The sequence below is a fragment of the Polaromonas sp. P1_A2 genome (assembly GCF_056406895.1).
The window spans coordinates 24,691-45,760 of sequence record NZ_JBFTZI010000008.1 but is presented as its reverse complement, the minus strand read 5'-3'; the positions used below and the strand labels follow the sequence as shown (position 1 = coordinate 45,760).

Here is a 21,070-nt window from a genome sequence, read left to right as displayed (position 1 = left end):
CCGTGGGCCGGCTTCGCGGCCCGGCATGCCCTCAGGAGCGCACTTCGCCCTGCCCCAGCACCACATATTTGAGGGAGGTAAGCCCCTCAATGCCGACCGGCCCGCGCGCGTGGAATTTGTCGGTGCTGATGCCGATCTCGGCACCCAGCCCGAACTCGAAACCATCGGCGAAGCGGGTGCTCGCATTCACCATGACGCTGGCCGAATCCACCTCGCGCAGAAAGCGCTGGGCGTGCATGTGGTCGCGCGTGAGGATGGCGTCGGTGTGGTGGCTGGAGTAGTGGTTGATGTGGGCGATGGCTTCATCAATCCCGTCCACCACCTTGATGCTGATGATGGGCGCCAGGTATTCCTCGTACCAGTCCTGTTCCGTCGCGGCCGTCAGGTTGGCGCCTTTAACGCCCGCCAGAATGGCCTGCGACTCGGCATCGCAGCGCATTTCAACGCCCTTGGCGGTGTAAATCGCGCCGATTTTGGGCAGAAACTGCGCCGCCACGCCGCGCGCGACCAGCAAACCTTCGCTGGCATTGCAGGGGCTGTATTTTTGGGTTTTGGCGTTGTCGGCTACTTTCACGGCCATGTCGATATCGCAAGGGTCGTCGACATACACATGGCAGTTGCCGTCCAGGTGCTTGATGACGGGCACCTTGGCATCGCGGCTGATGCGTTCAATCAGGCCCTTGCCGCCGCGCGGGATGATGACGTCCACATACTGCGGCATGGCGATCAGCTGCCCGACGGCCTCGCGGTCGGTGGTGGGCACCAGCAGCACGGCGTCGGGCGGCAGGTCGGCGTCGGCCAGGGCTTGCTGCACCAGCGCGGCCAGCGCCTTGTTCGATTCAATGGCTTCCGAGCCGCCGCGCAGTATGCAGGCGTTGCCGCTCTTGATCGCGAGCGAGGCGGCCTCTATCGTCACATTGGGCCGGCTTTCGTAAATCATGCCGAACACGCCTATGGGCACGCGCATCTGGCCCACACGTATGCCGCTGGGCTGCTCCTTCATGCCGATGATGTCGCCGATCACGTCGGCCATGGCGGCCAGCTGCTCGCAGCCCTGGGCCACGGTGTCAATGATCTTGGGCGTGAGCTTGAGCCGGTCCAGCAGGGGACCGGCCAGGCCGGCGGTTGTCGCGCGCTCCAGGTCGCGCTGGTTGGCGGCCTCCAGCGCCGCCGTGTTTTTGCGCAGCGACTTGGCCAGGTTCAGCAGGGCTTTGTTCTTGGCGGCGGCCGGCGCGCGCGCGATCTCGGCCGAAGCCGCCTTGGCCCGGGAGCCCAGCAGTTCCATCAGGCCTGCGACATCGCCCGCGATATCGCTGGAAGAAGAAAGGGCTTGGTGGGAGTCGGGCGCGTTCATGGGGCCATTTTAGGCCTGCCGCAGGGCGCCCACGGCGCCGGGGGCTATGCCTGGCGGGTGCGGCCCGGTGCCGCGCATTGCTCGCACACCATGCCTGCCAGCCGGTGCAGGGCCTGCCAGCCGTCGGCGGGCCAGTCGGGCTGCTTCAAGCCCTTGACGATGCCGTCGACCTTGTGGGCGGCGTGCAGCAGATTGGCCAGGGTGGTGTCGCCGATCTGCGGCAGCACGCGCTCGAACAATTTTTCCTTGATGCCCCAGACGCGGTTTTCGCGCAGCGCCATGGGCATGGGCCGGCCTGCGCTAATGGCGTCCTTCACGCGTTTCATGCTGCGGATGTCTTCGGCCAGCGCCCAGTGCACCAGCACCTCGGACTCGCCCTCGGATTGCAGGCCGTCCAGCATGCGCGCCACGCGCACGGCCTGGCCGCCCAGCACGGCTTCGGAGAGCTTGAAGACGTCGTAGCGTGCCACGTTGAGCACGGCGTTCTCGACTTGGTCGAAGCTGAGAACGCCGTCGCTGCCGCCCGATTGGGCCGGGTAGAGCAGGCCCAGCTTCTGGATTTCCTGGTGCGCCGCCAGCAGGTTGCCCTCGACCCGGTCGGCGAAAAACTGCAGCGTGCGCTGGCCTTCCTCGCCGGCGGCCACGCGCTGGCCTTGCTGCTGCAGGCGCTGGGCGATCCACTGCGGCAGGCTGCGCCTGTCTATCGGGTCGAACTTGACGGTGATGCCGAAGCTCTCAAGCGCGCCGAACCAGGCGCCCTTGGCTGTCATGCTGTCCAGCCGCGGCAGCATGACCAACGTGAGCGTGCTGTCGTCGCCCTGCGCGCGCTCGGCGATCTGCTGCAGCGCGACCGAGCCGTCCTTGCCGGGCTTGCCGCTGGGAATGCGGATCTCGACGATCTGCTTGTCGGCGAACAGGCTCAAGGAGCCGCCGCTGGCCAGCACCTCGCTCCAGTCGAAATGCGCGCCGGCCACGGTGTGCACCGTGCGCTCGGTGTAGCCCTGGGCGCGCGCCGCGGCGCGCAGCGCGTCGGCGAACTCCTGCACCAGCAGGGGCTCGTCGCCGTGCAGGGTGTACAGGCTCTTCAAGCCGCGCTTGAGGTGTTCCTGGAGTTGGGCGGGGGCCAGATTCATGTCGGGGAGTTTAGCGGGCGGATCAGGGTCAGAGCTTGGTGGTGGACAGCAGCAGGCTGGTCTCGGTATTGGCAATGCCCTCGAGCAGGCGTATGCGGCCCAGCACGCGGTCGAAGGCTTCCAGGCTGTCGGCCTGCAGTTCGGCCACCATGTCCCAGCGGCCGTTGGTGGTGTGCAGGGCGCTGACGGCCGGGTCGCCGCGCAGCGCGGCCAGCACCGCGTCGGTGCGGTTGCCCTCGACCGCCACCGTCATGAAGGCGCGTATGCGGTGGCCCTCGGCCTGGGGCTTGAGGCGCACCGTGTAGCCGGTGATGGTGCCGTCGGCCTCCAGCCTGGCCAGCCGGTTCTGTACCGTGCCGCGCGAGACCCGCAGCACCTTGGCCAGCGAGGCGACGGAGGCCCGGGCGTTGTCGCGCAGCAGGGACAGCAGTTGGCGGTCGGTATCGTCCATAGGCCAATTTTATTGGCGAAACGCCAATATGGGCTGACTATTTGTTCAAACAACCCGAGAAATTGATCAGTCTACTGACTTTTCTTTGCCATGGGGGTTGCGGACAATGGAAATCAACATAAAGATGGGAGCCCCACCATGGTTGACTACATTGGCATTGAAAGCATCCAGAAAATCGTGCGCCAGCGCGGCGCCGCCTCCTTTATCGAAGGCCTGGCCGGCGAGATCGAGCATGACTACCGGCGCTGGAACGATTTCGACAAGTCGGCGCGCCACGCCATCCATTCGCCCGACGGCGTGATCGAGCTGATGCCGACCAGCGACGGCCACCAGTACTCCTTCAAATACGTCAACGGCCATCCCAAGAACACCGAGCTGGGCCTGCTGACGGTCACCGCCTTTGGTGTGCTGGCCGATGTGGATACCGGCTACCCGCTGCTGCTGTCCGAGCTGACCATCACCACCGCGCTGCGCACCGCCGCCACCTCGGCCCTGGCCGCGAAGTGGATGGCGCGTCCCGACAGCCGCGTCATGGCCCTCATCGGCAACGGCGCGCAAAGCGAGTTCCAGGCGATTGCCTTTCACCACATGCTGGGCATACGCGAGATGCGTCTCTTCGACATCGATGCCGTGGCCAGCGACAAGCTGGCGCGCAATCTGCACGCCATGGGGCTGCAGGGCTTGCGCGTGACGGTGTGCCGCTCCGCTGCCGAGGCCGTGCAAGGCGCCGACATCGTGACCACCATCACCGCCGACAAGCGCAATGCCGTGATCCTGACGCCGGAGATGGTCAAACCCGGCATGCACCTGAATGCCGTGGGCGGCGACTGCCCCGGCAAGACCGAGCTGCACGCCGACATCCTGCTGCGCAAGGACGCCCGCGTGGTGGTCGAGTTCGAGCCGCAGTCGCGCATAGAGGGCGAAATCCAGCAGATGCCCGAGGACTTCAAGGTGGCCGAATTCGCTGACGTGCTCAAGGGCACGGCCGTGGGGCGCGCCTCGCCTGAAGAAGTCACGATATTCGACTCGGTCGGTTTCGCGCTGGAGGACTATTCGGCCCTGCGCTACCTGCACAAGCTGCAGCTGGCCGACCCGGCCCTGCGCCGGCAGATCGACCTGGTGCCGCGCCTGGACAACCCCAAGGACCTGTTCGGCTTGCTGGCACCGGCCGCAGCCCGTACAGTCAAGGCACCCCGTCCCGATACCATCCCTGAAATGACCTCTTGATGAGCATTCCCGTTGACCTGATAGGCGCGCCCACCGACATAGGCGCGGGCAGCCGCGGCGCTTCCATGGGCCCCGAGGCCTTGCGTGTGGCCGGCATCCGCGAGGCGCTGCACGCGCGCGGCCTGGAAGTGGCCGACACCGGCAACCTGGCCGGCCCGACCAATCCCTGGCTGCCGCCGGCCGACGGCTACCGCCACCTGGCGGAGGTGGTCGAATGGAACAAGGCCGTGCATGAGGCCATGTACCAGAGCCTGGCCGCGGGCCGCCTGCCCATCCTGCTGGGCGGCGACCACTGCCTGGGCATAGGCTCCATCAGCGCCGTGGCGCGCCATTGCCGCGCCAGCGGCAAAAAACTGCGCGTGCTCTGGCTGGACGCCCACACCGACTTCAACACCAACACCCTCACGCCCACCGGCAATGTGCACGGCATGCCGGTGGCCGTGCTGTGCGGCCACGGCCCGGCCGAACTTACCGGCATAGGCGGCGCCACGCCGGCCATGAGCCCCTCGGCGATACGGCAGGTCGGCATACGCAGCGTGGACGAAGGCGAAAAACGCTTTGTGCGCCAGGAGGGGCTGGAGGTCTTCGATATGCGCTACATCGACGAGATGGGCATGCGCCACACCATGGAAAAAGCGCTGGCCGGCATGGATGCCGACACGCATCTGCATGTGAGCTTTGACGTGGACTTCCTGGACCCGTCCATCGCGCCCGGCGTGGACACCGCCATCAAGGGCGGGCCGACCTACCGCGAGGCCCAGCTGTGCATGGAAATGATCGCCGACACCGGCCTGCTGGGCTCGCTGGACGTGATGGAACTGAACCCGGCGCTGGACGTGCGCAACGGCACGGCCGAAGTCGCGGTGGACCTGATCGAAAGCCTGTTCGGCAAGAGCACCCTGATGCGGGCTTGATGCCCGCCGGCACGGCCTAGAGTTCCGTCACGGCCGCCAGTCGGCGCATGATCTGCTGCACCACGTCGCTTTGCATGTCGCGGTACAGCAAGGCTTCCTCGGCTTCCTTGGCCAGCACGGCGGATTCGTTGAAGCTGATGTCGCGCTGCTGCAGGATTTCGGTCTCGGGAATCAATTCCTTGCCCGCCAGCGTGCGCAGCTTGAAGCGAAAGCGCAGCCGCAGCTGGAACTCGCGCACCTGGCCCGAGGCGTTGGTGCTGAGCACCACCTTCTCGCGCTGGTCGCCCAGCACGTCGAGGATCACCTGTGCTTCGTTGATGCGGCGGACGTCGGAGATCACCTCCACCTTGCGGGTCGATTGCAAGGAGCGCCTGAGCTCCACGCCCAGCGCCGAGCTTTCGCCCAGGGACGAAAAAAGCGTGCTGAAGGCGAAGTTGGGCGCCTTGCGCAGGGCGAAACCGCAGCCGCCCAGCGTGAGGGCGGCGGCCGCGGCCGACAGGGAAAGGAATGCGCGACGCTGCATGGGCTTGCCTTCTTTTCGTTAAAACGGTCTCAGATGACGATGTTGACCAGGCGGCCGGGCACCACGATCACTTTTTTGGCGGGCGCGCCCGCGGCCTGTTTGGTAAAGGCCTCGGATGCCAGCGCGGCCGCCTCGATGGCGGCCTTGTCGGCGCCGGCCGGCACCGTGACGGCGCCGCGCAGCTTGCCGTTGATCTGCAGCACCAGTTCGATCTCGTCCTGCTGCAGGGCGGCGGCGTCCACCTGCGGCCAGGGCGCGTCGAGCAGCTCGCCGTGCTGCGCGGCATAACCAAGCTGCGACCACAGCGCATGCGCCAGGTGGGGTGTCGCCGGGTACAGGCAGCGCAGCAGGATGCCGAAGCCTTCGCGCAGGGCGGCGTCCGAACCGGCGGAGGCCGCGCCCTTGAAGTCTTCCAGCGCGTTGAGCAGCTTCATGTTGCCCGACACCACGGTGTTGTACTGCATGCGCTGGTAGTCGTAGTCGATCTGCTTGAGCACCGTGTGGATCTCCAGGCGCAAGGCCTTGGTGTCCTTGTCGAACGCGGGCGCGCCGCCCTCGGGCTGTTTGCCGGCGCCGAGCTTGACGCCGAAATTCCAGACGCGGCGCAGGAAGCGGTAGGAGCCCTCGAGCGCGGCGTCATTCCACTCCAGCGTGGTGTCGGGCGGCGCGGTGAACATGGTGTAGAGCCGGGCGGTGTCCGCGCCGTACTTTTCGATCAGGTCCTGCGGGTCGACGCCGTTGTTCTTGGACTTGGACATGGTGGTCCAGCCCTCGTAGGGCACCGGCAGGCCGTCGGCCTTGGCGGTGGCGGAGAGCACCTTGGCGTGCTCGTCGCGCACGATGTCGAGCTCGTGCGCCCAGAAATACTGCTTGCCGGTGGTGGTGCGCGCGAAGGCTTCGTTGAGCACCATGCCCTGCGTGAGCAGCTTGGTGAACGGCTCGTCGACCTTTACCAGGCCCAGGTCGCGCATGACCTTGGTCCAGAAGCGCGCATAAAGCAGGTGCAGGATGGCGTGTTCGATGCCGCCTATGTACTGGTCCATGGGCATCCAGTAATTGGCGCCTTCGGCCACCATCTTGTCGCTGTTCTTCGGATCGCAGTAGCGCATGAAGTACCAGGACGAGTCGACAAAGGTGTCCATGGTGTCGGTCTCGCGGCGCCCGGGCTTGCCGCAGACGGGGCAGACCACGCCGGCATGAAAGCCCGCGTGTTTGTGCAGCGGGTTGCCGGATCCGTCGGGCACGCAGTCTTGCGGCAGCACCACGGGCAGGTCTTTTTCCGGCACCGGCACGGCGCCGTGCTCTTCGCAGTGGATGATGGGAATCGGCGTGCCCCAGTAGCGCTGGCGGCTCACGCCCCAGTCGCGCAGGCGCCAGGTGGTCTTTTTCTCGCCCAGGCCCTTGGCCGCGAGGTCGGCCGCGACGGCCTCCACGGCCGCCTTGAAGGACAAGCCGTCGTATTTGCCGGAATTGATGGTGATGCCCTGCTGCTTGTCGCCGTACCAGTCGGCCCAGGCCTCCAGGCTGTAGGCCTGGCCCTTGACGTCGACCACCTGCTTGATGGGCAGGCCGTATTTTTTGGCGAACTCGAAGTCGCGCTCGTCGTGCGCCGGCACGCCCATGACGGCACCGTCGCCGTAGCTCATCAGCACATAGTTGCCGACCCAGATTTCGACCTTGCCGCCGGTGAGCGGGTGCGTGACAAAAAGGCCCGTGGGCACGCCTTTCTTTTCCTGCGTGGCGAGTTCGGCTTCGGTCGTGCCGCCGGCCTTGCTTTCCTCGATGAAGGCCGCGACCTTGGGGCTGGCGGCGGCGGCATGCAGGGCCAGCGGGTGCTCGGGCGCCACGGCGCAGAAGGTCACGCCCATGATGGTGTCGGCGCGCGTGGTGAAGACGTACATCTTGCCGTCGCCGATCAGCGTGCCGGAGGCATCCTGGATGTCGTGCGTGAAGGCAAAGCGCACGCCTTCGCTTTTGCCTATCCAGTTTTCCTGCATCAGCTTGACGCGCTCGGGCCAGCCGGGCAGCTCGTGGCTGACGCTGTCGAGCAGCTCTTCGGCGTAGGCCGTGATCTTGAGGTAATAGCCCGGGATTTCGCGCTTTTCCACGGTGGCGCCGGTGCGCCAGCCCTTGCCGTCAATGACCTGTTCGTTGGCCAGCACGGTCTGGTCGACCGGGTCCCAGTTCACGACCTGGGTCTTGCGGTAGGCAATGCCTTTTTCCAGCATCTTCAGGAACAGCCACTGGTTCCACTTGTAGTAGTCCGGGTCGCAGGTGGCGACCTCGCGGCTCCAGTCGATGGCCAGCCCCATCGCCTGCATCTGCTTTTTCATGTAGGCGATGTTGTCGTAGGTCCAGCGGGCCGGCGGCACGCCGTTTTTCATGGCGGCGTTTTCGGCCGGCAGGCCGAAGGCGTCCCAGCCCATGGGCATCAGCACGTTGTAGCCCTTCATGCGCAGGTGGCGCGTGAGCATGTCGTTGATGGTGTAGTTGCGCACATGGCCCATGTGCAGCTTGCCGCTGGGGTAGGGCAGCATGGAGCAGGCGTAGTATTTCTTGCGGCCGGCATCCTCCGTCACGCGGTAGGCGTCGGCGGCGGTCCAGTGGGCTTGAGCGTCGCGCTCAACGTCGAGATGGTTGTATTTGTCTTGCATGGAGAACCGGGAAGGCGGAAAGCGGAACAGGAAACAGGAAAAAGGCCGGGCGGCGCGGGCCGTTGCCGGGAATCCCCGATTTTAGGGGCTGGGCCGTACCGGCGTGGTTTAGCGGTTCGGGGCCGAGGCGGAAGGGTTGTCGGCCACAAAGCCTATGCGGTTGAGCCCGGCTTTTTGCGCCAGGCCCATCACCTGCACCACCTTGCCATAGGGCACACCCTCGTCGGCCCGCAGCTGGACCTCGGTCTCGGGGTCCTGGGCGGCGGTCTCACGCAGCCGGCCCGCGAGTTCGTCGGTGTTCAGGGGTTTGTCGTTCAGGAAAGCCTGGCCGGATTTGTCGACCACCAGCGTGACGAATTTCGGGGTGTCGGCCGGCTTGGCGGCGTCGCTCTTGGGCAGGTCCAGCCGTATGCTGCTGGCCAGCAGGGGCGCAGTGATGATGAAGATGACCACCAGCACCAGCATCACGTCCACCAGCGGCGTGACGTTGATCTCGCTCATGGGCTGCGGGCCCTGGGTGCGTTCAAGGCGTCCAAAAGCCATGGTCGTCAGGCCTTGTGTGCCACAAGTTCACGCAAATCGCGCGCGAAGCCTTCCAGGTCGGCTTCGATGCGGCCTATGGAGCGGCCGAAGATGTTGTAGGCCAGCACGGCCGGGATGGCCACGGCCAGGCCGGCGGCCGTCATGATGAGGGCCTCGCCGACGGGGCCCGAGACCTTGTCGATGGTGATCTGGCCGGCCGAGGCGATGCCGACCAGCGCGTGGTAAATACCCCAGACCGTGCCCAGCAGCCCCACGAAAGGCGCGGTGGAGCCGACGGTGGCCAGCAGCACCTGGCCGAATTGCAGCTTGTGCAGCACGGCGTGCAGCGCGTCGCGCAGCACGCGGGTCAGTTGCTGGGACTTGTCGCCCGCCGTGGCCAGCGTGCCGGCGGCCGGGAGTTTGGTCGCGGCGATCAGCGGCAGCACCAGCGCTTCGCGGTCGAAGGCGGCGACTTTTTCAGCGGCCTGTTCCATCGAGGCCGATTGCCAGAAGGCCGCGGTGCTGCGCGCCACGTCGCCGGCGGCGCGCTGAAGCAGCCAGGTTTTCCAGAGGATCACGACCCAGCTCGCCACCGACATGGCCAGCAGCAGGATGGCCACCAGCTGGCTGACGACGCCGCCTTGGGTCATGAGGCTCAGGAAATCCATGTGGGTCACACCTTTGAGTTGCCGCGGCCCGGGCCGCGCTTATTTTTTCAGGCCCAGCACGTCGAACATGTCGAAAAGCCCGGTGGCGTGCCCGTCCAGGAAACGGGTGGCGCGCAGGCTGCCCTGGGCGTAGTTGCTGCGGCTGGACGACTTGTGGCTGATCTCGATGCGTTCGCCGGTGCCCAGGAACATCACGGTGTGGTCGCCCACCACGTCGCCGCCGCGCACGGCGGAAAAGCCGATGGACAGCGGGTCGCGCTCGCCGGTCACGCCTTCACGGGCATAGACGGCGCAGTCCTTCAAGTCGCGGCCCAGCGCGCCGGCGATGACCTCGCCCATCTTGAGCGCGGTGCCCGAAGGCGCGTCGACCTTGTGGCGGTGGTGGGCTTCGACGATCTCGATGTCGTAGCCGGTCGAAAGTGCCTGGGCCGCCATCTCGAGCAGCTTGAACGTGACGTTGACGCCCACGCTCATGTTGGGCGCCATGACGATGGCGATATCCTTGGCGGCGGCGGCGATTTCGGCTTTCTGCGCATCGGAGAAGCCGGTGGTGCCTATGACCAGCTTGACGCCCATCTCGCGGCAGGCCGCCAGGTGGGCCAGCGTGCCTTCGGGGCGGGTGAAGTCGATCAGCACGCGGGAGTCTTTCAGCCCCTGGCGGATATCGGCGCTGATGGCCACGCCGCTGGCGCGGCCGGTGAACGCGGCGGCGTCGGCGCCTATAGCCGGGCTGGAGGCCAGGTCAAGCGCGCCGGTCAGCTGGCAGTCGGTGCTGGCGTTGATTGCCTCGATCAGCATCTGGCCCATGCGGCCGCTGGCACCCGCCACCGCGACCCGGTGGCGGCGGGCCTGGTTGGCAACCGCCCCGCTCACTGTTTCGGGCTTTCGAGGGGAGGGTAGCTGGCGGCCGGCGCGCCGGCGGGCACGTTCGCGGACGTTGCGGCGGTGCTGTCCGCAGCCGGCTTGGATTTTCCGGCGGCCTTGACCAGCTGCTCTTCGGTGGCTTCAAGCACGGGCACCTCGCCCAGTTTGCGCCGGTTGCCCAGCTTGGCGATGAATTCGGTTTCGCTCGGCATGGCGTCGCCTTCAAAACGTTCCAGCTGGTCGTTCTTGAAGAACACGGTGTATTTGTAGGACTGGGGTTCCACGCCCTGGCGCTTGAGCGTAAAGACGTAGTCCCAGCGGTCGGCGTGGAACAGGCTGGCCATCAGCGGCGTGCCCAGCGTGGCCTTGACCTGGTCGCGCGTCATGCCGGCTTTGAGCTGCTCGACCTGCTCCTTGGACACGAAGTTGCCCTGGATCACGTCGACCTTGTAGGGTGTGACCCAGTTGATCGGGTTGGCGGAGCTGGCGCTCATGCCGCTCAGGCTGCTGCAGGACGCCAGCACCGTGCAAGCCAGGAGCAGGAAAGCGGTTCGGGCGCCGTAACGATGATTTGCAGGCATGGCTGACATAGTAAGGGGGTGTAGCGATATGATTGTTCATTGTAGCGGCTGGGGGCTCCCGGCCGGCATCTGCCCGGACGGGCCGCATTGCCGCTTTACACCGGTTTTACCCAGAGAGTTTTCCCATGAGCAACATTGACGAGCTGAAAAACACGGGTTTGAAGGCCACGCTGCCGCGCCTGAAGATCCTGGAAATTTTTCAGGCGGGCAAACAGCGCCACATGACGGCCGAAGACGTGTTCCGGGTCCTGCTCGAAGAACGCTCGGATATCGGCCTGGCCACCGTTTACCGGGTGCTGACCCAGTTCGAGCAGGCCGGCCTGCTCAATCGCAGCAACTTCGAGTCCGGCAAGGCGGTTTACGAGATCAACGAAGGCCAGCACCACGACCACCTGGTGTGCCTGGACTGCGGCAAGGTCGAGGAGTTCTACGACGCCGAGATCGAAAAACGCCAGCAGCTGGTCGCCAAAACCAAGGGCTTCGCCATCGCCGACCACTCCCTGTCCATTTACGCCAACTGCACCAAGGACAAATGCCCCAACCGCAGCACTGGCACGCCGGTCAGGCACCACCATTCTTGAGGGGTTCGGGGGTAATCCGGCAAAGCGCAGAAGGTTTATTCGCGCCTTCTAATCATCCTGTTCCATGGCTCGTCGGTGCCTTTCGACGAATTCCTGGTAAGTATTGATGCCGCGCAGCTGCAAAATCGCGTTGCGCACCGCGGCCTCGACCAGCACGGCGATGTTGCGGCCGGCCTCCACCTGGATGATGACCTTGCGCACCGGTATGCCCAGCACGTCCTGCGTCAGCGGTTCATAGGGAATGCGTTCGTAGTCGCGCTCCAGCGTCTCGCGGCGCACCAGGTGCACGATCAGCTTGAGGCGCATCTTGCGGCGCACCGCCGTCTCGCCAAAAATCGCCTTGATGTCGAGCAGGCCTATGCCGCGCACTTCAAGCAGGTTTTGCAGCAGCTCGGGGCAGCGCCCCTCGATCGTGGTCTGGTTGATGCGGTACAGGTCCACCGCGTCGTCGGCCACCAGGCCGTGGCCGCGCGAAATCAGCTCCAGGCCCAGCTCGCTTTTACCCAGGCCCGACTCGCCGGTGATCATCACGCCCATGCCCAGGATGTCCATGAACACGCCGTGCATGGAGGTGCGGTCGGCGAAATGTTTGGACAGGTAGGCCCTGAGCACATCGATCACGAAGGCGGCCGACTCCGGCGTGGAAAACATCGGCAGCTGCGCGCGCTCGCACATGGACAGCAGCGTGTCGGGCGCCACCTGGCCGTCGGCCACGACCAGCACCGGCGGCTCCAGTGTGATGATGCGGGAGATGCGGCGGGCGCAGTCCTCGGGGCTGGCGTTGGTCAGGTAGGCGACCTCGCGCTCGCCCAGAATCTGCACGCGGTAGGGGTGGATGTAGTTGAGGTAGCCGACCAGGTCGGCGCCGGAGCGGGCGGCCCGCACGGCGACTTCGTCGAAGCGCCGCTCGGAGGCGCCCAGGCCGGCGACCCATTCCCATTTCAGGGAGGCGCGGTGGTCTTCAAATAAAACGTCGGCGCTGACAACGGTGGGCTTCATGCCGGCCTGTGGTGCGGGAAAAGAGCCCGGTGCGGGCTAGGAGCTGACTTCGTGGACCGAGTGCCAGGAAGCGATCAGGTGGTGCAGTCCAGCGGCATCGGTGCTGGTCTTGAGCTGCTCGCGCAAGGTGCTGTCGCTGAGCAGTTCGGCGATTTCCGAGAGGATCTCGAGGTGTTTTTGCGTGGCGGCTTCGGGCACCAGCAGGAAGATCAGCAGGCCCACGGCCTGTTCGTCCGGCGCGTCAAAGCCGATCGGCGACTGCAGCAGGAACACCGCCGCCATGGGGGCTTTGAGCCCTTTGATGCGGCCGTGCGGAATCGCCACCCCATGGCCGAGGCCGGTTGAGCCCAGGCGTTCACGGGCGAACAGGCTGTCGGTGATCAGCGCCCGGTTCAGGCCGTGCTGGTTCTCGAACAGCAGCCCGGCTTCTTCAAAAGCACGCTTTTTGCTGGTCGCTTCGACGCTGACCAGCACTTGGGAGGGGGGCAAAATTTGCGAAAGACGGTTCATAACAATCTTTTAGTCGCCGAATTATGCACTTTGCAGCGGGTTTGCTGGGAAAAGAGGCATAAAAAAGCCGCTTGAGCCTTCAAGCGGCTTTTTTCATGCAACTTGCGCAAACCCGGTGCCGGTCGCCAAGGCGGACTCTCCAATCGAGCCGCGTCGGGAACAGCGCGCACCCTTGGCGGGGCGGCGCACCGGCTCGGGCAAAAAACGGGTAGGCCCTTCAGGCCTGGCGCTTGGCGGCAACGTGGTGGTGGTCCTGGGTTCTGGTTTTGTAGCGTCCGACCTGGCGGTCCAGCTTGTCGGTCAACTCGTCTACGGCGGCGTAAAGATCAGCGTGGGAACTCTCGGCGAACAGGTCGCGGCCCTTGACATGCACATTGCACTCGGCCCGCTGGCGTCTTTCCTTTTCTTTCATGTTGTCCACTGTCAACAGGACTTTTACGTCCACTACCTGGTCGAAATGCCGGGTAATCCGATCCAGCTTGCTGGTCACATAGCCGCGCAGCGCGGGGGTGACTTCAAGATGGTGACCGCTGATCGTCAAGTTCATAAAGAGACTCCTTTTCCAAAGTTGGAGCTGGGGTTGAAAACGCCACCCGGCCCGTGAGGGGAGGGCGGCAGACGGGGACAACGCTCTTGGATTTACTATGCGCCCGAAGGCCGTCAATTGCAACCGGGCTTGCAATAAATAATGAAACCTTCTGAAAATCCACTTGACCGGTATGGCGCCGCCTCCGCGAAGCCGGCCGGGGCGCCGCCCCCGCGGGCGCGGCAAGCGCTTGATTTCGCAGGCTTTTTGCGGCCGGCGCCATGCGAGCGCGGGTGCCAGGCTTGCGGGAAATCCGCATGGGCGGCATCATGCGGACAAGGTTCACGCTGGCTGCTCCGGGGCCGAAACAAGGCCCATCCAGGACCGGGCCGCTGTGTGCCCGGCTGTAGGAAAACCATAACAACAGGCCTCTTCACGACCATGCACCGCCTGCTCTTCCCTTGTTCGCCTCCGACCAGGCCCGGCCATGTCGCTTGAGACCATTATTTCCTCCGCATTGACCCGGCCCGACGAGGAGCGCAATGCCCTGGTGCTCATGGGCGGCGGAGCCCGCACCGCCTACCAGGCTGGCGTGCTGCATGCGCTGTCGACCATGCTGAGCCTGCAGGGCGGCGCGGCCGGCGAGCGTTTTCCATTCAGCATCCTGGTGGGCACCTCGGCCGGCGCGCTCAATGCCGCTTTCCTGGCCAGCCGCGCCGGCGAAGGCCTGCAGGCCTTTGCCCAGCTGGCGGCCTTCTGGACCACGCTGCGGTCCTCGCATGTCTACAAACTCAAGGTGCCGGCCTGGATACGCTCGAGCCGCATCGCCGCGGCGCTGTTTCTGTCGCAGCAGGTGCGGGCGCAGCAGGCGCTGCTGGACAACACGCCGCTGGTGGACACCTTGCACCGCACCATCTCGCTGGGCCGCATCGAGCAGGCCCTGCAGGACAGGACGCTGCGCGCCGTGGCCGTCACGGCTTCAAGTTACAGCAGCGGCGTGCACTGGACCTTCTGCCAGATGGCGGCGGGCCGGCAGTCCGACCTGTGGAGCCGCCCGGGGCGCCGCGCTGAATTCCAGCCCATCACCATCGAGCACCTGATGGCTTCCAGCGCCATCCCCTTCCTGTTTCCGGCCACGCCGCTGTGGGTGGACGGCCATCCCGAGTTCTTTGGCGACGGCTCCATGCGCCAGAGCTCGCCGCTGTCGCCCGCGCTGCACCTGGGCGCCGGCAAGGTGCTGGTGATAGGCGTGGGCCAGCCCGAACGCGCCGGCTTTGTGGGCGGCGGCAACGGCGCCAGCGTCACCGGCCGGCCTTCGCTGGGCGCGATTGCCGGCCATGCCATGGCCAGCGTTTTCCAGGATACGCTGCAGGCCGACGTGGAGCAGGCGCAGCGTGTCAGCAAGACCGTGCGCCAGATGCCGCGCGAGATCGCGGCCATCATGCCCTACCGGCCGGTGGACATCCTGGCGATCGCGCCCTCGCAATCGCTGGACGCGCTGGCGCAGGCCCATGCGTCCGAACTGCCCGCGGCGACCTACAACGCCCTGGCGGGCCTGGGCGCGCTGGGCGCCAAGGGCAGCCCCGGCGGCGCGGCGCTGGCCAGCTACTTGCTGTTCGAGCCGGGCTTTGTGAAGGCGCTGATGGCGCTGGGCGAGCGCGATGCCTATGCGCGCAAGGACGAGCTCATCGCCTTTTTTATGTAGCCTAAGCCGGACCTGAAATGCCATAATCGCCGCTGTTCAATTACGGAGAAATCCTTGGAAAGCAGCCCTAGTCGCTAGCTTTCAACACCGCAGACTGACGCAAGCCTTGCAAAGGCTCACGTTCAAAAGGGGGTTGAAAGCGATGCACCATCCCACCGCCCCTTTACCGCGCTTTGCGCAAGGCCCGAGCGCAGGCCTTGTGTGCAGCCCCCTGAACCGATAGGCAGTCAGTCATGCTCAATATTTTCACGCTCGCCAACGGCCGGCTTTTCCAGGAAGAAATCGAATCCCTGGAAGAACTCTCCCGGTTCCAGCCCATCTGGGTGGACCTGGAATCTCCAACCCTCGAAGAAAAACGCTGGATCAAGCAGTACTACGGCTTGTCCATCCCGGAAGACGCGATGGACGAGGACATCGAGGAGTCTGCGCGCTTTTACGAGGAAGACAACGGCGAGTTGCACATACGCTCGGACTTCCTGATCGCCGACGACGCCGAGCCGCGCACCGTGCGCGTGGCCTTCATCCTGAACCTTGTCAACGACGACCTCAAGAGCAAGGGCGTGCTGTTCTCCATCCACGACGAGGACGTGCCGGTGTTCCGGCTGCTGCGCATGCGCGCGCGCCGCGCCCCCGGCTTGATCGAGGATGCCAAGGAGGTGCTGCTCAAGCTGTTCGACGCCGACGCCGAATACTCGGCCGACACGCTGGAAGGCATTTACGTCGAGCTCGAGAAAGTCAGCACCCAGGTGCTGTCGGGCGACGTGACCGACGCGCTGGCCGGCGAAGTGCTGGGCAGCATCGCCCGCCACGAAGACTTGAACGGCCGCATACGCCGCAACATGATGGACACGCGCCGCGCCGTCAGCTTCATGATGCGCAGCAAGATGCTCAATGCCGAGCAGTTCGAGGAGGCGCGGCAGATCCTGCGCGACATCGACTCGCTGGACTCGCACACCGCCTTCCTGTTCGACAAGATCAACTTCCTGATGGATGCGACGGTCGGTTTCATCAACATCAACCAGAACAAGATCATCAAGATCTTCTCGGTGGCCAGCGTCGCGCTGCTGCCGCCCACGCTGATCGCCAGCGTCTACGGCATGAACTTCAAGCTCATGCCCGAGCTGGACTGGTCGCTGGGCTATCCCTACGCCATCCTGCTGATGGTGGCCAGCGCCGTCGTGCCGATGTGGTACTTCAGGAAACGCGGCTGGCTGAAGTAGCCGCCGCGCCGCGGCCGCTCATGCGTCGCCGTAGACCGGCTCGCAGCGCACCTCGGTCTTCACCGAGTTGGCGATGAAGCAGGCCTCGTGCGCGTCGTGGTGCATCTTGGCCAGCTCTTCGCGGCTGGGCTGGTGCTCGCCGGAAAACGCCACTTCGGGATGCAGCGTGACCACGGTCATGGCGACCTTGCCTTGCGCGTTCTTTTCCATGACGCCGACTGCCGCGTCGAAGTAGCGGTCCACGCGGAACTTGCGCTTGACGGCCATGGTCAGGAACCACAGCATGTGGCAGCTTGACAGCGCGGACACAAAAGCTTCTTCCGGGTCCAGCGCCGACGCGTCGGACATGGGCAGCGGCACGACGCTGGGCGAGGACGAGCCGGGCACCTCCAGGCCGCCGTCAAATCGCAGCAGGTGGCGGCGGCTGTAGCGGTTGTCCAGGAAATTGGCGTCCTTGCGTTCCCACAAGGTTTGTGCGGTGTAGTGCGACATGTTGCTAGGCCCGGAGTGGATCAGTGGAAGAAGTTGCGCAGCGCCCGCGCGGTGGCCTCGGGCTGCTCTTCGGGAATGAAATGCCCGGCCGCCATGGCCTGGCCGCTGACTTCGCCGCTGCACTGCGCCTGCCACAGCGCCAGCGGGTCGAACAGGCGGTGCACCACACCTCGCTCGCCCCACAGCACCAGCAGCGCGCAGGCCAGCTTCAGGCCCTGCGCGCGCCCGTCGCGGTCATGCTCCAGGTCTATGCCGGCGCTGGCGCGGTAGTCCTCGCAGGCGGCGTGCAGTGCCTCGGCGTTGCAAAAGCTGCGCTCGTATTCGGCCAGCGCCCGCGGCTCGATGTAGTTCAGCCCGGCGCTGCCCCAGCCGCCCAGCTTGGCGTGCAGGTAGGCCTTGGCGGTTTCCGGGTGGTTGGCGCCCATCATGATCTCGGGCAGCGGCGCGGGCTGCAGCATATGGAACCAGTGGTAATAGGCGCGGGCAAAGGCCATATAGGGTTCGGTCATGCTGCGGCCCTCATACATGTCGAGCGTGGGCGCGATGTCGATGATGCAGAGCTTGGGCACGCGCGCCGCGTGGTCCAGTGCCAGCCGATGCGCCACACGCCCGCCGCGGTCGTGGCCGCACAGGAAGAAGCGGTTCACGCCCAGCGCATCCATGACGCCAATCATGTCGTGCGCCATGTTGCGCTTGCTGTAATTGCTGTGGTCGGGCAGGCCCGCCGTCTTGGAGGAGTCGCCGTAGCCGCGCAGGTCGGGCATCACCAGGAAATAGTCGCCGGCCAGGCGCTGGGCCACGCGGTGCCACATCACATGCGACTGCGGAAAGCCGTGCAGCAGCAACAGGGCCGGGCGTACCGGGTCGCCGGGCACCACACGGGAAACCCGCGCATTGATGGATGCGCCGTTCACTTCGAAGTTGCGCAGCTCAAACCCGTCAAACCAGCTCATGGAGCCTCCCGGTGAGATTCAACTCTTGCGTTGGGCTAGCGTCGCGTTCCGCGTGCCCCGTCTCATGCGGGACGCGACGCCAGATATTTTTGCAGATTCGCGGCCGCCTGGGCCCGCACTTTGTTACGCAGAAAAGGCGCCCAGCCCAGCAGCAGGCCGGGCGTGCCCAGCGCCTGGCGCGACCAGGCCCAGAAATCGAAGCGGTCGCGGTGGCGGCTGATGAGCCCCTGTTCGTTGAACTCGAACTGGCCGTCGATCACGTTATGCACCATGCGCCCGGTGGCGCTGAAGCGGTAGTCGGCCTCCCAGTGCGCCTTGCCGGTCTGCGCGCCGGCCTCGATACCGCTCCATTTCAGCTTCCAGACGTCGGCGCCCTTGGCCTTGGTCACATCGCAGAGCATGTGCCACATGCCGGTGACCTCCTTGTGGCCGCGCAGCGAGAAGGCCTCGTCGTCGAACTGGGCATCGGGCGCGTAGCAGGCGGCCATGGCGTCCGAGTCGAGGCGGGCGAAGGAGGCGTAGAAATTCTCGAGGGTGATCTGGTTGGGATGCATGCTGTCTCCTGGTCGGGGATGTCGGTGAGGATCGGGTCCGCGAACTCTATAGCGGCCGGCGCGGGGCGGGCGTCACTCAGGCGTCAGCCGGCTTCTTGCGGCGCTTCCGGCGCCTCCGGCTCTTGCAGCAATTGCAGCAGCCGCCGCAGCGCGTGCGCCACCGTGGCGCCGCGCACCGCGGCCCGGTCGCCGTCAAAGCGCCTGACTTCCGACACCAGCCGCCCCGGCAGCGCGAAGCCAAACCATACCGTACCCACGGGTTTGGCGGCGCTACCGCCCGTCGGGCCAGCCACCCCGGTGACCGCCACGGACACCTGCGCGCGTGAGTGGCTGATGGCGCCGGCGGCCATGGCACGCGCCACTTCCTCGCTGACCGCGCCGTGGCGGGCGATCAGCGGGGACGGGACGCCCAGCAAATCCGTCTTGGCTTCGTTGGAATAGGTGACAAAGCCGCGCTCAAACCAGTTGCTGGAGCCGGCCAGGTCGGTGCAGGCCGCGGAAATCATGCCGCCGGTGCAGCTTTCGGCGGTGGCCAGCATGCGGCCCTGGGCCTGCAGCAGGCCGGCGAGCTGTCCGGCCAGCCCGGCTACGCCGTTCACCAGAACCTCCAGAGCGCGATCACCAGCAGCGTGCAAAACGCCGCCACGAAGTCGTCAAACAGGATGCCAAAGCCACCGCGCCAATTAAAGCCCTTGAAGGCTTGGTCGGCCCAGGCCACGGGGCCGGGTTTGACGGCGTCAAAAAAGCGGAACAGCCCGAACGCGGCCAGCTGGGCCCCGAAGTCCGCCGGCATCACCAGCCACAGCACCAGCCAGAAGGCCACGACTTCGTCCCAGACGATGCTGCCCGGGTCCAGCACCTTCATGGCCTTGGCCGTCACGGTGCAGGCCCACCAGCCGGCCAGCGTGGAGGCGGCGATCAGCCAGCCCATCTCGGCCGGCGTGAGCCACTGCTGCAGCACCAGAAAGGCCAGCCAGGCCCAGAGCGTGCCGGCCGTGCCGGGCGCGACCGGGCTCAGGCCGGCGCCAAAGCCCAGGGCAATGAAGTGCGCGGGATGCGTCAGCAGGAATTTCGCGGTAGGCCGGAAGGCGGGCGGCGGCGTGGTGTCGGTCATGTGTGGGGGTGGGCGGCGAATGCCCGGGGCAGTGGCTGATTTTGTCACAGCGGTTTCACACGCGGCCGGCACAGTCCTGCGATTCAGCAGACAAGAGGGAATTCGGGATGAGCAAGCACAAACAGGTTTTGAACAAGATGAACGCCTTGACCCTGGCCGCCGCCTGCGCGCTGTGCCTGGCGGCCGGCAGCGGCCGCGCCCAGACGGCGCCGGCCGTGGAGGCCGTGCTGGCGGGCCATGCGTCCCTGGCCGCCGATGCTTCGGTGGCGGCGCCGCGCGATGCGGGGCCTTTTTTCGCCACGGCGGGCAAATTCGCCAATGCCAAACGCCAGCGCAACGAGCAGCTCGGCAGCGAAAACGCCAACACCTTTGTCGGCGACCCCAAATACCCGCGCGCCTCCGGCGGCGCGCTGCCCATGAAGGGCCAGTCGGTGCAGGGTTTTTCGGGCATCGTCTCGCTGGGCAAGGGAGAGTTCCTGGCGCTGACCGACAACGGCTTCGGCAACAAGGTCAATTCGCAGGACGCGCTGCTGATGGTGCACCGGTTGTCCGTGGACTGGGGCAAGGGCCGGGTCCTGCGCCGCGGCACGACCTTCCTGAGCGACCCCCATAAGCGTATTCCTTTCCACATCCAGAACGAAAACACCTCGCGGCGCTACCTCACGGGCATCGATTTCGACCCCGAATCCCTGCAGGTGGTGGGCAATGAATGGTGGATAGGCGACGAATACGGCCCCTACCTGCTGCGCACCGACTTCCAGGGCCGGGTGCTGGGCGTGATCGAAACCGTCATCAAGGGCAAGCTGCTGGCCTCGCCCGACCACTACATGCAGGGCCGCCTACCCAACCTGCCCGGCGAAGCCTTGTTCGAGGTGCGCCGCTCCAACGGTTTTGAGGGCATGGCCAAGTCACCCGACGGCAGCAAGCTTTATCCCATGTTTGAAGGCCCGCTGTTCGACACCACGGCCAAAAGCGTCGAAAAATCCGGTGACAAGACCTATGTGCGCATCAACGAGGTGGACGCGGCCTCGGGCAGCTACACCGGCAAGCAGTGGAAGTACTTGCTCGAGGAAGTGGGCAATGTCGCGGCCGACTTCCAGCTGCTGGACGCCACCACCGGCCTGGTGATAGAGCGCGACGACAGCACCGAAGGCCAGGCGCCGGCCTGCCCGGGCGAAGCGCGCACCGATTGCTTCACGCGGCCCGCGCGTTTCAAGCGCGTCTACAAGATAGACTTGGCGGCCGCCGATGCCGATGGTTTTGTGCGCAAAGTGGCTTATATCGACCTGACCCGCATCGCCAACCCGCAGCGCCTCGCGAAGCTGGGGCCCAATGAAGCGGTGTTTTCGCTGCCGCACCTGGGCCCTGAGGGCCTGGCGATAGTGGATGCGACCCACGTCGTGCTGGTCAACGACAACAATTTTCCGTATTCATCGGGCCGTGAAATCGGCAAGCCCGATGCCAATGAGCTGACTTTGCTGGATATCCGCGCGTTGGTCGACGCCAGATAACCCGGCCGAATCAA

General features: G+C 65.6%; 23 protein-coding genes. 6 read left to right on the top strand and 17 right to left on the bottom strand.

All coding sequences use genetic code 11. The features are described 5' to 3' along the window. Nucleotides 1-31 precede the first annotated feature (31 nt). The 3 genes from AC1D09_RS22645 to AC1D09_RS22635 form a co-directional block, all read right to left on the bottom strand. A complete protein-coding gene (locus tag AC1D09_RS22645; protein WP_477663734.1) occupies nucleotides 32-1,285 on the bottom strand; it encodes a glutamate-5-semialdehyde dehydrogenase in 1,254 nt (417 codons plus the stop codon). 113 nt (nucleotides 1,286-1,398) lie between these two features. Continuing rightward, nucleotides 1,399-2,487: a DNA polymerase III subunit delta gene (gene holA, locus AC1D09_RS22640; RefSeq protein WP_477701245.1), complete on the bottom strand. Its 1,089-nt coding sequence runs from the start codon at nucleotides 2,485-2,487 to the stop codon at nucleotides 1,399-1,401. 28 nt (nucleotides 2,488-2,515) lie between these two features. After that, nucleotides 2,516-2,938, bottom strand: coding sequence for an Lrp/AsnC family transcriptional regulator (locus AC1D09_RS22635; protein WP_477664527.1), 423 nt, complete (start codon nucleotides 2,936-2,938; stop codon nucleotides 2,516-2,518). A gap of 138 nt (nucleotides 2,939-3,076) precedes the next feature. On the opposite strand from AC1D09_RS22635, the gene AC1D09_RS22630 reads away from it, so the two are divergent. Then, entirely contained in the window at nucleotides 3,077-4,165 is a 1,089-nt protein-coding gene (locus tag AC1D09_RS22630) for an ornithine cyclodeaminase (RefSeq protein WP_477664528.1), read from the top strand. Then, nucleotides 4,165-5,079, top strand: a complete 915-nt coding sequence (gene rocF / locus AC1D09_RS22625; protein ID WP_477664529.1) for an arginase — start codon at nucleotides 4,165-4,167, stop codon at nucleotides 5,077-5,079. Before AC1D09_RS22630 ends, rocF begins: the two co-directional genes overlap by 1 nt. A 16-nt stretch (nucleotides 5,080-5,095) precedes the next feature. Here the strand turns inward: rocF and AC1D09_RS22620 are convergent, their stop codons facing one another. From AC1D09_RS22620 to AC1D09_RS22595, 6 genes are all read right to left on the bottom strand, one after another. Next, nucleotides 5,096-5,602: an LPS-assembly lipoprotein LptE gene (locus AC1D09_RS22620; RefSeq protein ID WP_477664530.1), complete on the bottom strand. Its 507-nt coding sequence runs from the start codon at nucleotides 5,600-5,602 to the stop codon at nucleotides 5,096-5,098. Between the two features lie 29 nt (nucleotides 5,603-5,631). Next, nucleotides 5,632-8,256, bottom strand: a complete 2,625-nt coding sequence (leuS, locus tag AC1D09_RS22615; protein WP_477664531.1) for a leucine--tRNA ligase — start codon at nucleotides 8,254-8,256, stop codon at nucleotides 5,632-5,634. A 108-nt stretch (nucleotides 8,257-8,364) separates the two neighbouring features. Continuing rightward, nucleotides 8,365-8,799 (bottom strand): ExbD/TolR family protein, encoded by a 435-nt coding sequence (locus tag AC1D09_RS22610; RefSeq protein ID WP_477664532.1) that lies wholly within the window; start codon nucleotides 8,797-8,799, stop codon nucleotides 8,365-8,367. A gap of 5 nt (nucleotides 8,800-8,804) precedes the next feature. Then, the gene (locus tag AC1D09_RS22605; protein ID WP_477664533.1) at nucleotides 8,805-9,446 is read right to left on the bottom strand and encodes a MotA/TolQ/ExbB proton channel family protein; all 642 of its coding nucleotides are present in this window, start codon (nucleotides 9,444-9,446) and stop codon (nucleotides 8,805-8,807) included. A gap of 39 nt (nucleotides 9,447-9,485) precedes the next feature. Beyond that, nucleotides 9,486-10,319: a 4-hydroxy-tetrahydrodipicolinate reductase gene (gene dapB, locus AC1D09_RS22600; RefSeq protein ID WP_477664534.1), complete on the bottom strand. Its 834-nt coding sequence runs from the start codon at nucleotides 10,317-10,319 to the stop codon at nucleotides 9,486-9,488. Beyond that, entirely contained in the window at nucleotides 10,316-10,891 is a 576-nt protein-coding gene (locus AC1D09_RS22595; protein WP_477664535.1) for an outer membrane protein assembly factor BamE, read from the bottom strand. The genes dapB and AC1D09_RS22595 overlap by 4 nt, the downstream gene beginning before the upstream one ends. Before the next feature lie 125 nt (nucleotides 10,892-11,016). On the opposite strand from AC1D09_RS22595, the gene fur reads away from it, so the two are divergent. Further along, on the top strand, nucleotides 11,017-11,472 hold the full coding sequence (gene fur, locus AC1D09_RS22590) for a ferric iron uptake transcriptional regulator (protein ID WP_477664536.1): 456 nt from the start codon (nucleotides 11,017-11,019) through the stop codon (nucleotides 11,470-11,472). A gap of 48 nt (nucleotides 11,473-11,520) precedes the next feature. Here fur and hprK read toward each other — a convergent pair whose 3' ends face one another. From hprK to hpf, 3 genes are all read right to left on the bottom strand, one after another. After that, entirely contained in the window at nucleotides 11,521-12,471 is a 951-nt protein-coding gene (gene hprK, locus AC1D09_RS22585) for an HPr(Ser) kinase/phosphatase (RefSeq protein WP_007872844.1), read from the bottom strand. A gap of 36 nt (nucleotides 12,472-12,507) precedes the next feature. Further along, on the bottom strand, nucleotides 12,508-12,981 hold the full coding sequence (locus AC1D09_RS22580) for a PTS sugar transporter subunit IIA (protein ID WP_477656096.1): 474 nt from the start codon (nucleotides 12,979-12,981) through the stop codon (nucleotides 12,508-12,510). 217 nt (nucleotides 12,982-13,198) lie between these two features. After that, complete coding sequence (gene hpf, locus AC1D09_RS22575; RefSeq protein WP_007872838.1) at nucleotides 13,199-13,528, bottom strand: ribosome hibernation-promoting factor, HPF/YfiA family; 330 nt, start codon at nucleotides 13,526-13,528, stop codon at nucleotides 13,199-13,201. A gap of 466 nt (nucleotides 13,529-13,994) precedes the next feature. On the opposite strand from hpf, the gene AC1D09_RS22570 reads away from it, so the two are divergent. Then, a complete protein-coding gene (locus AC1D09_RS22570; protein ID WP_477664537.1) occupies nucleotides 13,995-15,212 on the top strand; it encodes a patatin-like phospholipase family protein in 1,218 nt (405 codons plus the stop codon). A 233-nt stretch (nucleotides 15,213-15,445) separates the two neighbouring features. Beyond that, the gene (gene corA, locus AC1D09_RS22565; protein WP_007872834.1) at nucleotides 15,446-16,432 is read left to right on the top strand and encodes a magnesium/cobalt transporter CorA; all 987 of its coding nucleotides are present in this window, start codon (nucleotides 15,446-15,448) and stop codon (nucleotides 16,430-16,432) included. A gap of 18 nt (nucleotides 16,433-16,450) precedes the next feature. Here the strand turns inward: corA and AC1D09_RS22560 are convergent, their stop codons facing one another. The 5 genes from AC1D09_RS22560 to AC1D09_RS22540 all read right to left on the bottom strand — a co-directional run bounded on the left by AC1D09_RS22560 (nucleotide 16,451) and on the right by AC1D09_RS22540 (nucleotide 19,545). Further along, on the bottom strand, nucleotides 16,451-16,924 hold the full coding sequence (locus AC1D09_RS22560) for an OsmC family protein (RefSeq protein WP_477664538.1): 474 nt from the start codon (nucleotides 16,922-16,924) through the stop codon (nucleotides 16,451-16,453). 20 nt (nucleotides 16,925-16,944) lie between these two features. Beyond that, nucleotides 16,945-17,877, bottom strand: coding sequence for an alpha/beta fold hydrolase (locus AC1D09_RS22555; protein WP_477664539.1), 933 nt, complete (start codon nucleotides 17,875-17,877; stop codon nucleotides 16,945-16,947). Between the two features lie 62 nt (nucleotides 17,878-17,939). Beyond that, on the bottom strand, nucleotides 17,940-18,431 hold the full coding sequence (locus AC1D09_RS22550) for a nuclear transport factor 2 family protein (RefSeq protein ID WP_477664540.1): 492 nt from the start codon (nucleotides 18,429-18,431) through the stop codon (nucleotides 17,940-17,942). A gap of 83 nt (nucleotides 18,432-18,514) precedes the next feature. After that, complete coding sequence (locus AC1D09_RS22545; protein ID WP_477664550.1) at nucleotides 18,515-18,970, bottom strand: CinA family protein; 456 nt, start codon at nucleotides 18,968-18,970, stop codon at nucleotides 18,515-18,517. A 56-nt stretch (nucleotides 18,971-19,026) separates the two neighbouring features. Next, entirely contained in the window at nucleotides 19,027-19,545 is a 519-nt protein-coding gene (locus AC1D09_RS22540) for a phosphatidylglycerophosphatase A family protein (RefSeq protein ID WP_477664541.1), read from the bottom strand. Nucleotides 19,546-19,652: 107 nt separating this feature from the next. On the opposite strand from AC1D09_RS22540, the gene AC1D09_RS22535 reads away from it, so the two are divergent. After that, nucleotides 19,653-21,056: an esterase-like activity of phytase family protein gene (locus tag AC1D09_RS22535; RefSeq protein ID WP_477664542.1), complete on the top strand. Its 1,404-nt coding sequence runs from the start codon at nucleotides 19,653-19,655 to the stop codon at nucleotides 21,054-21,056. The last annotated feature ends 14 nt before the right edge of the window (nucleotides 21,057-21,070 follow it).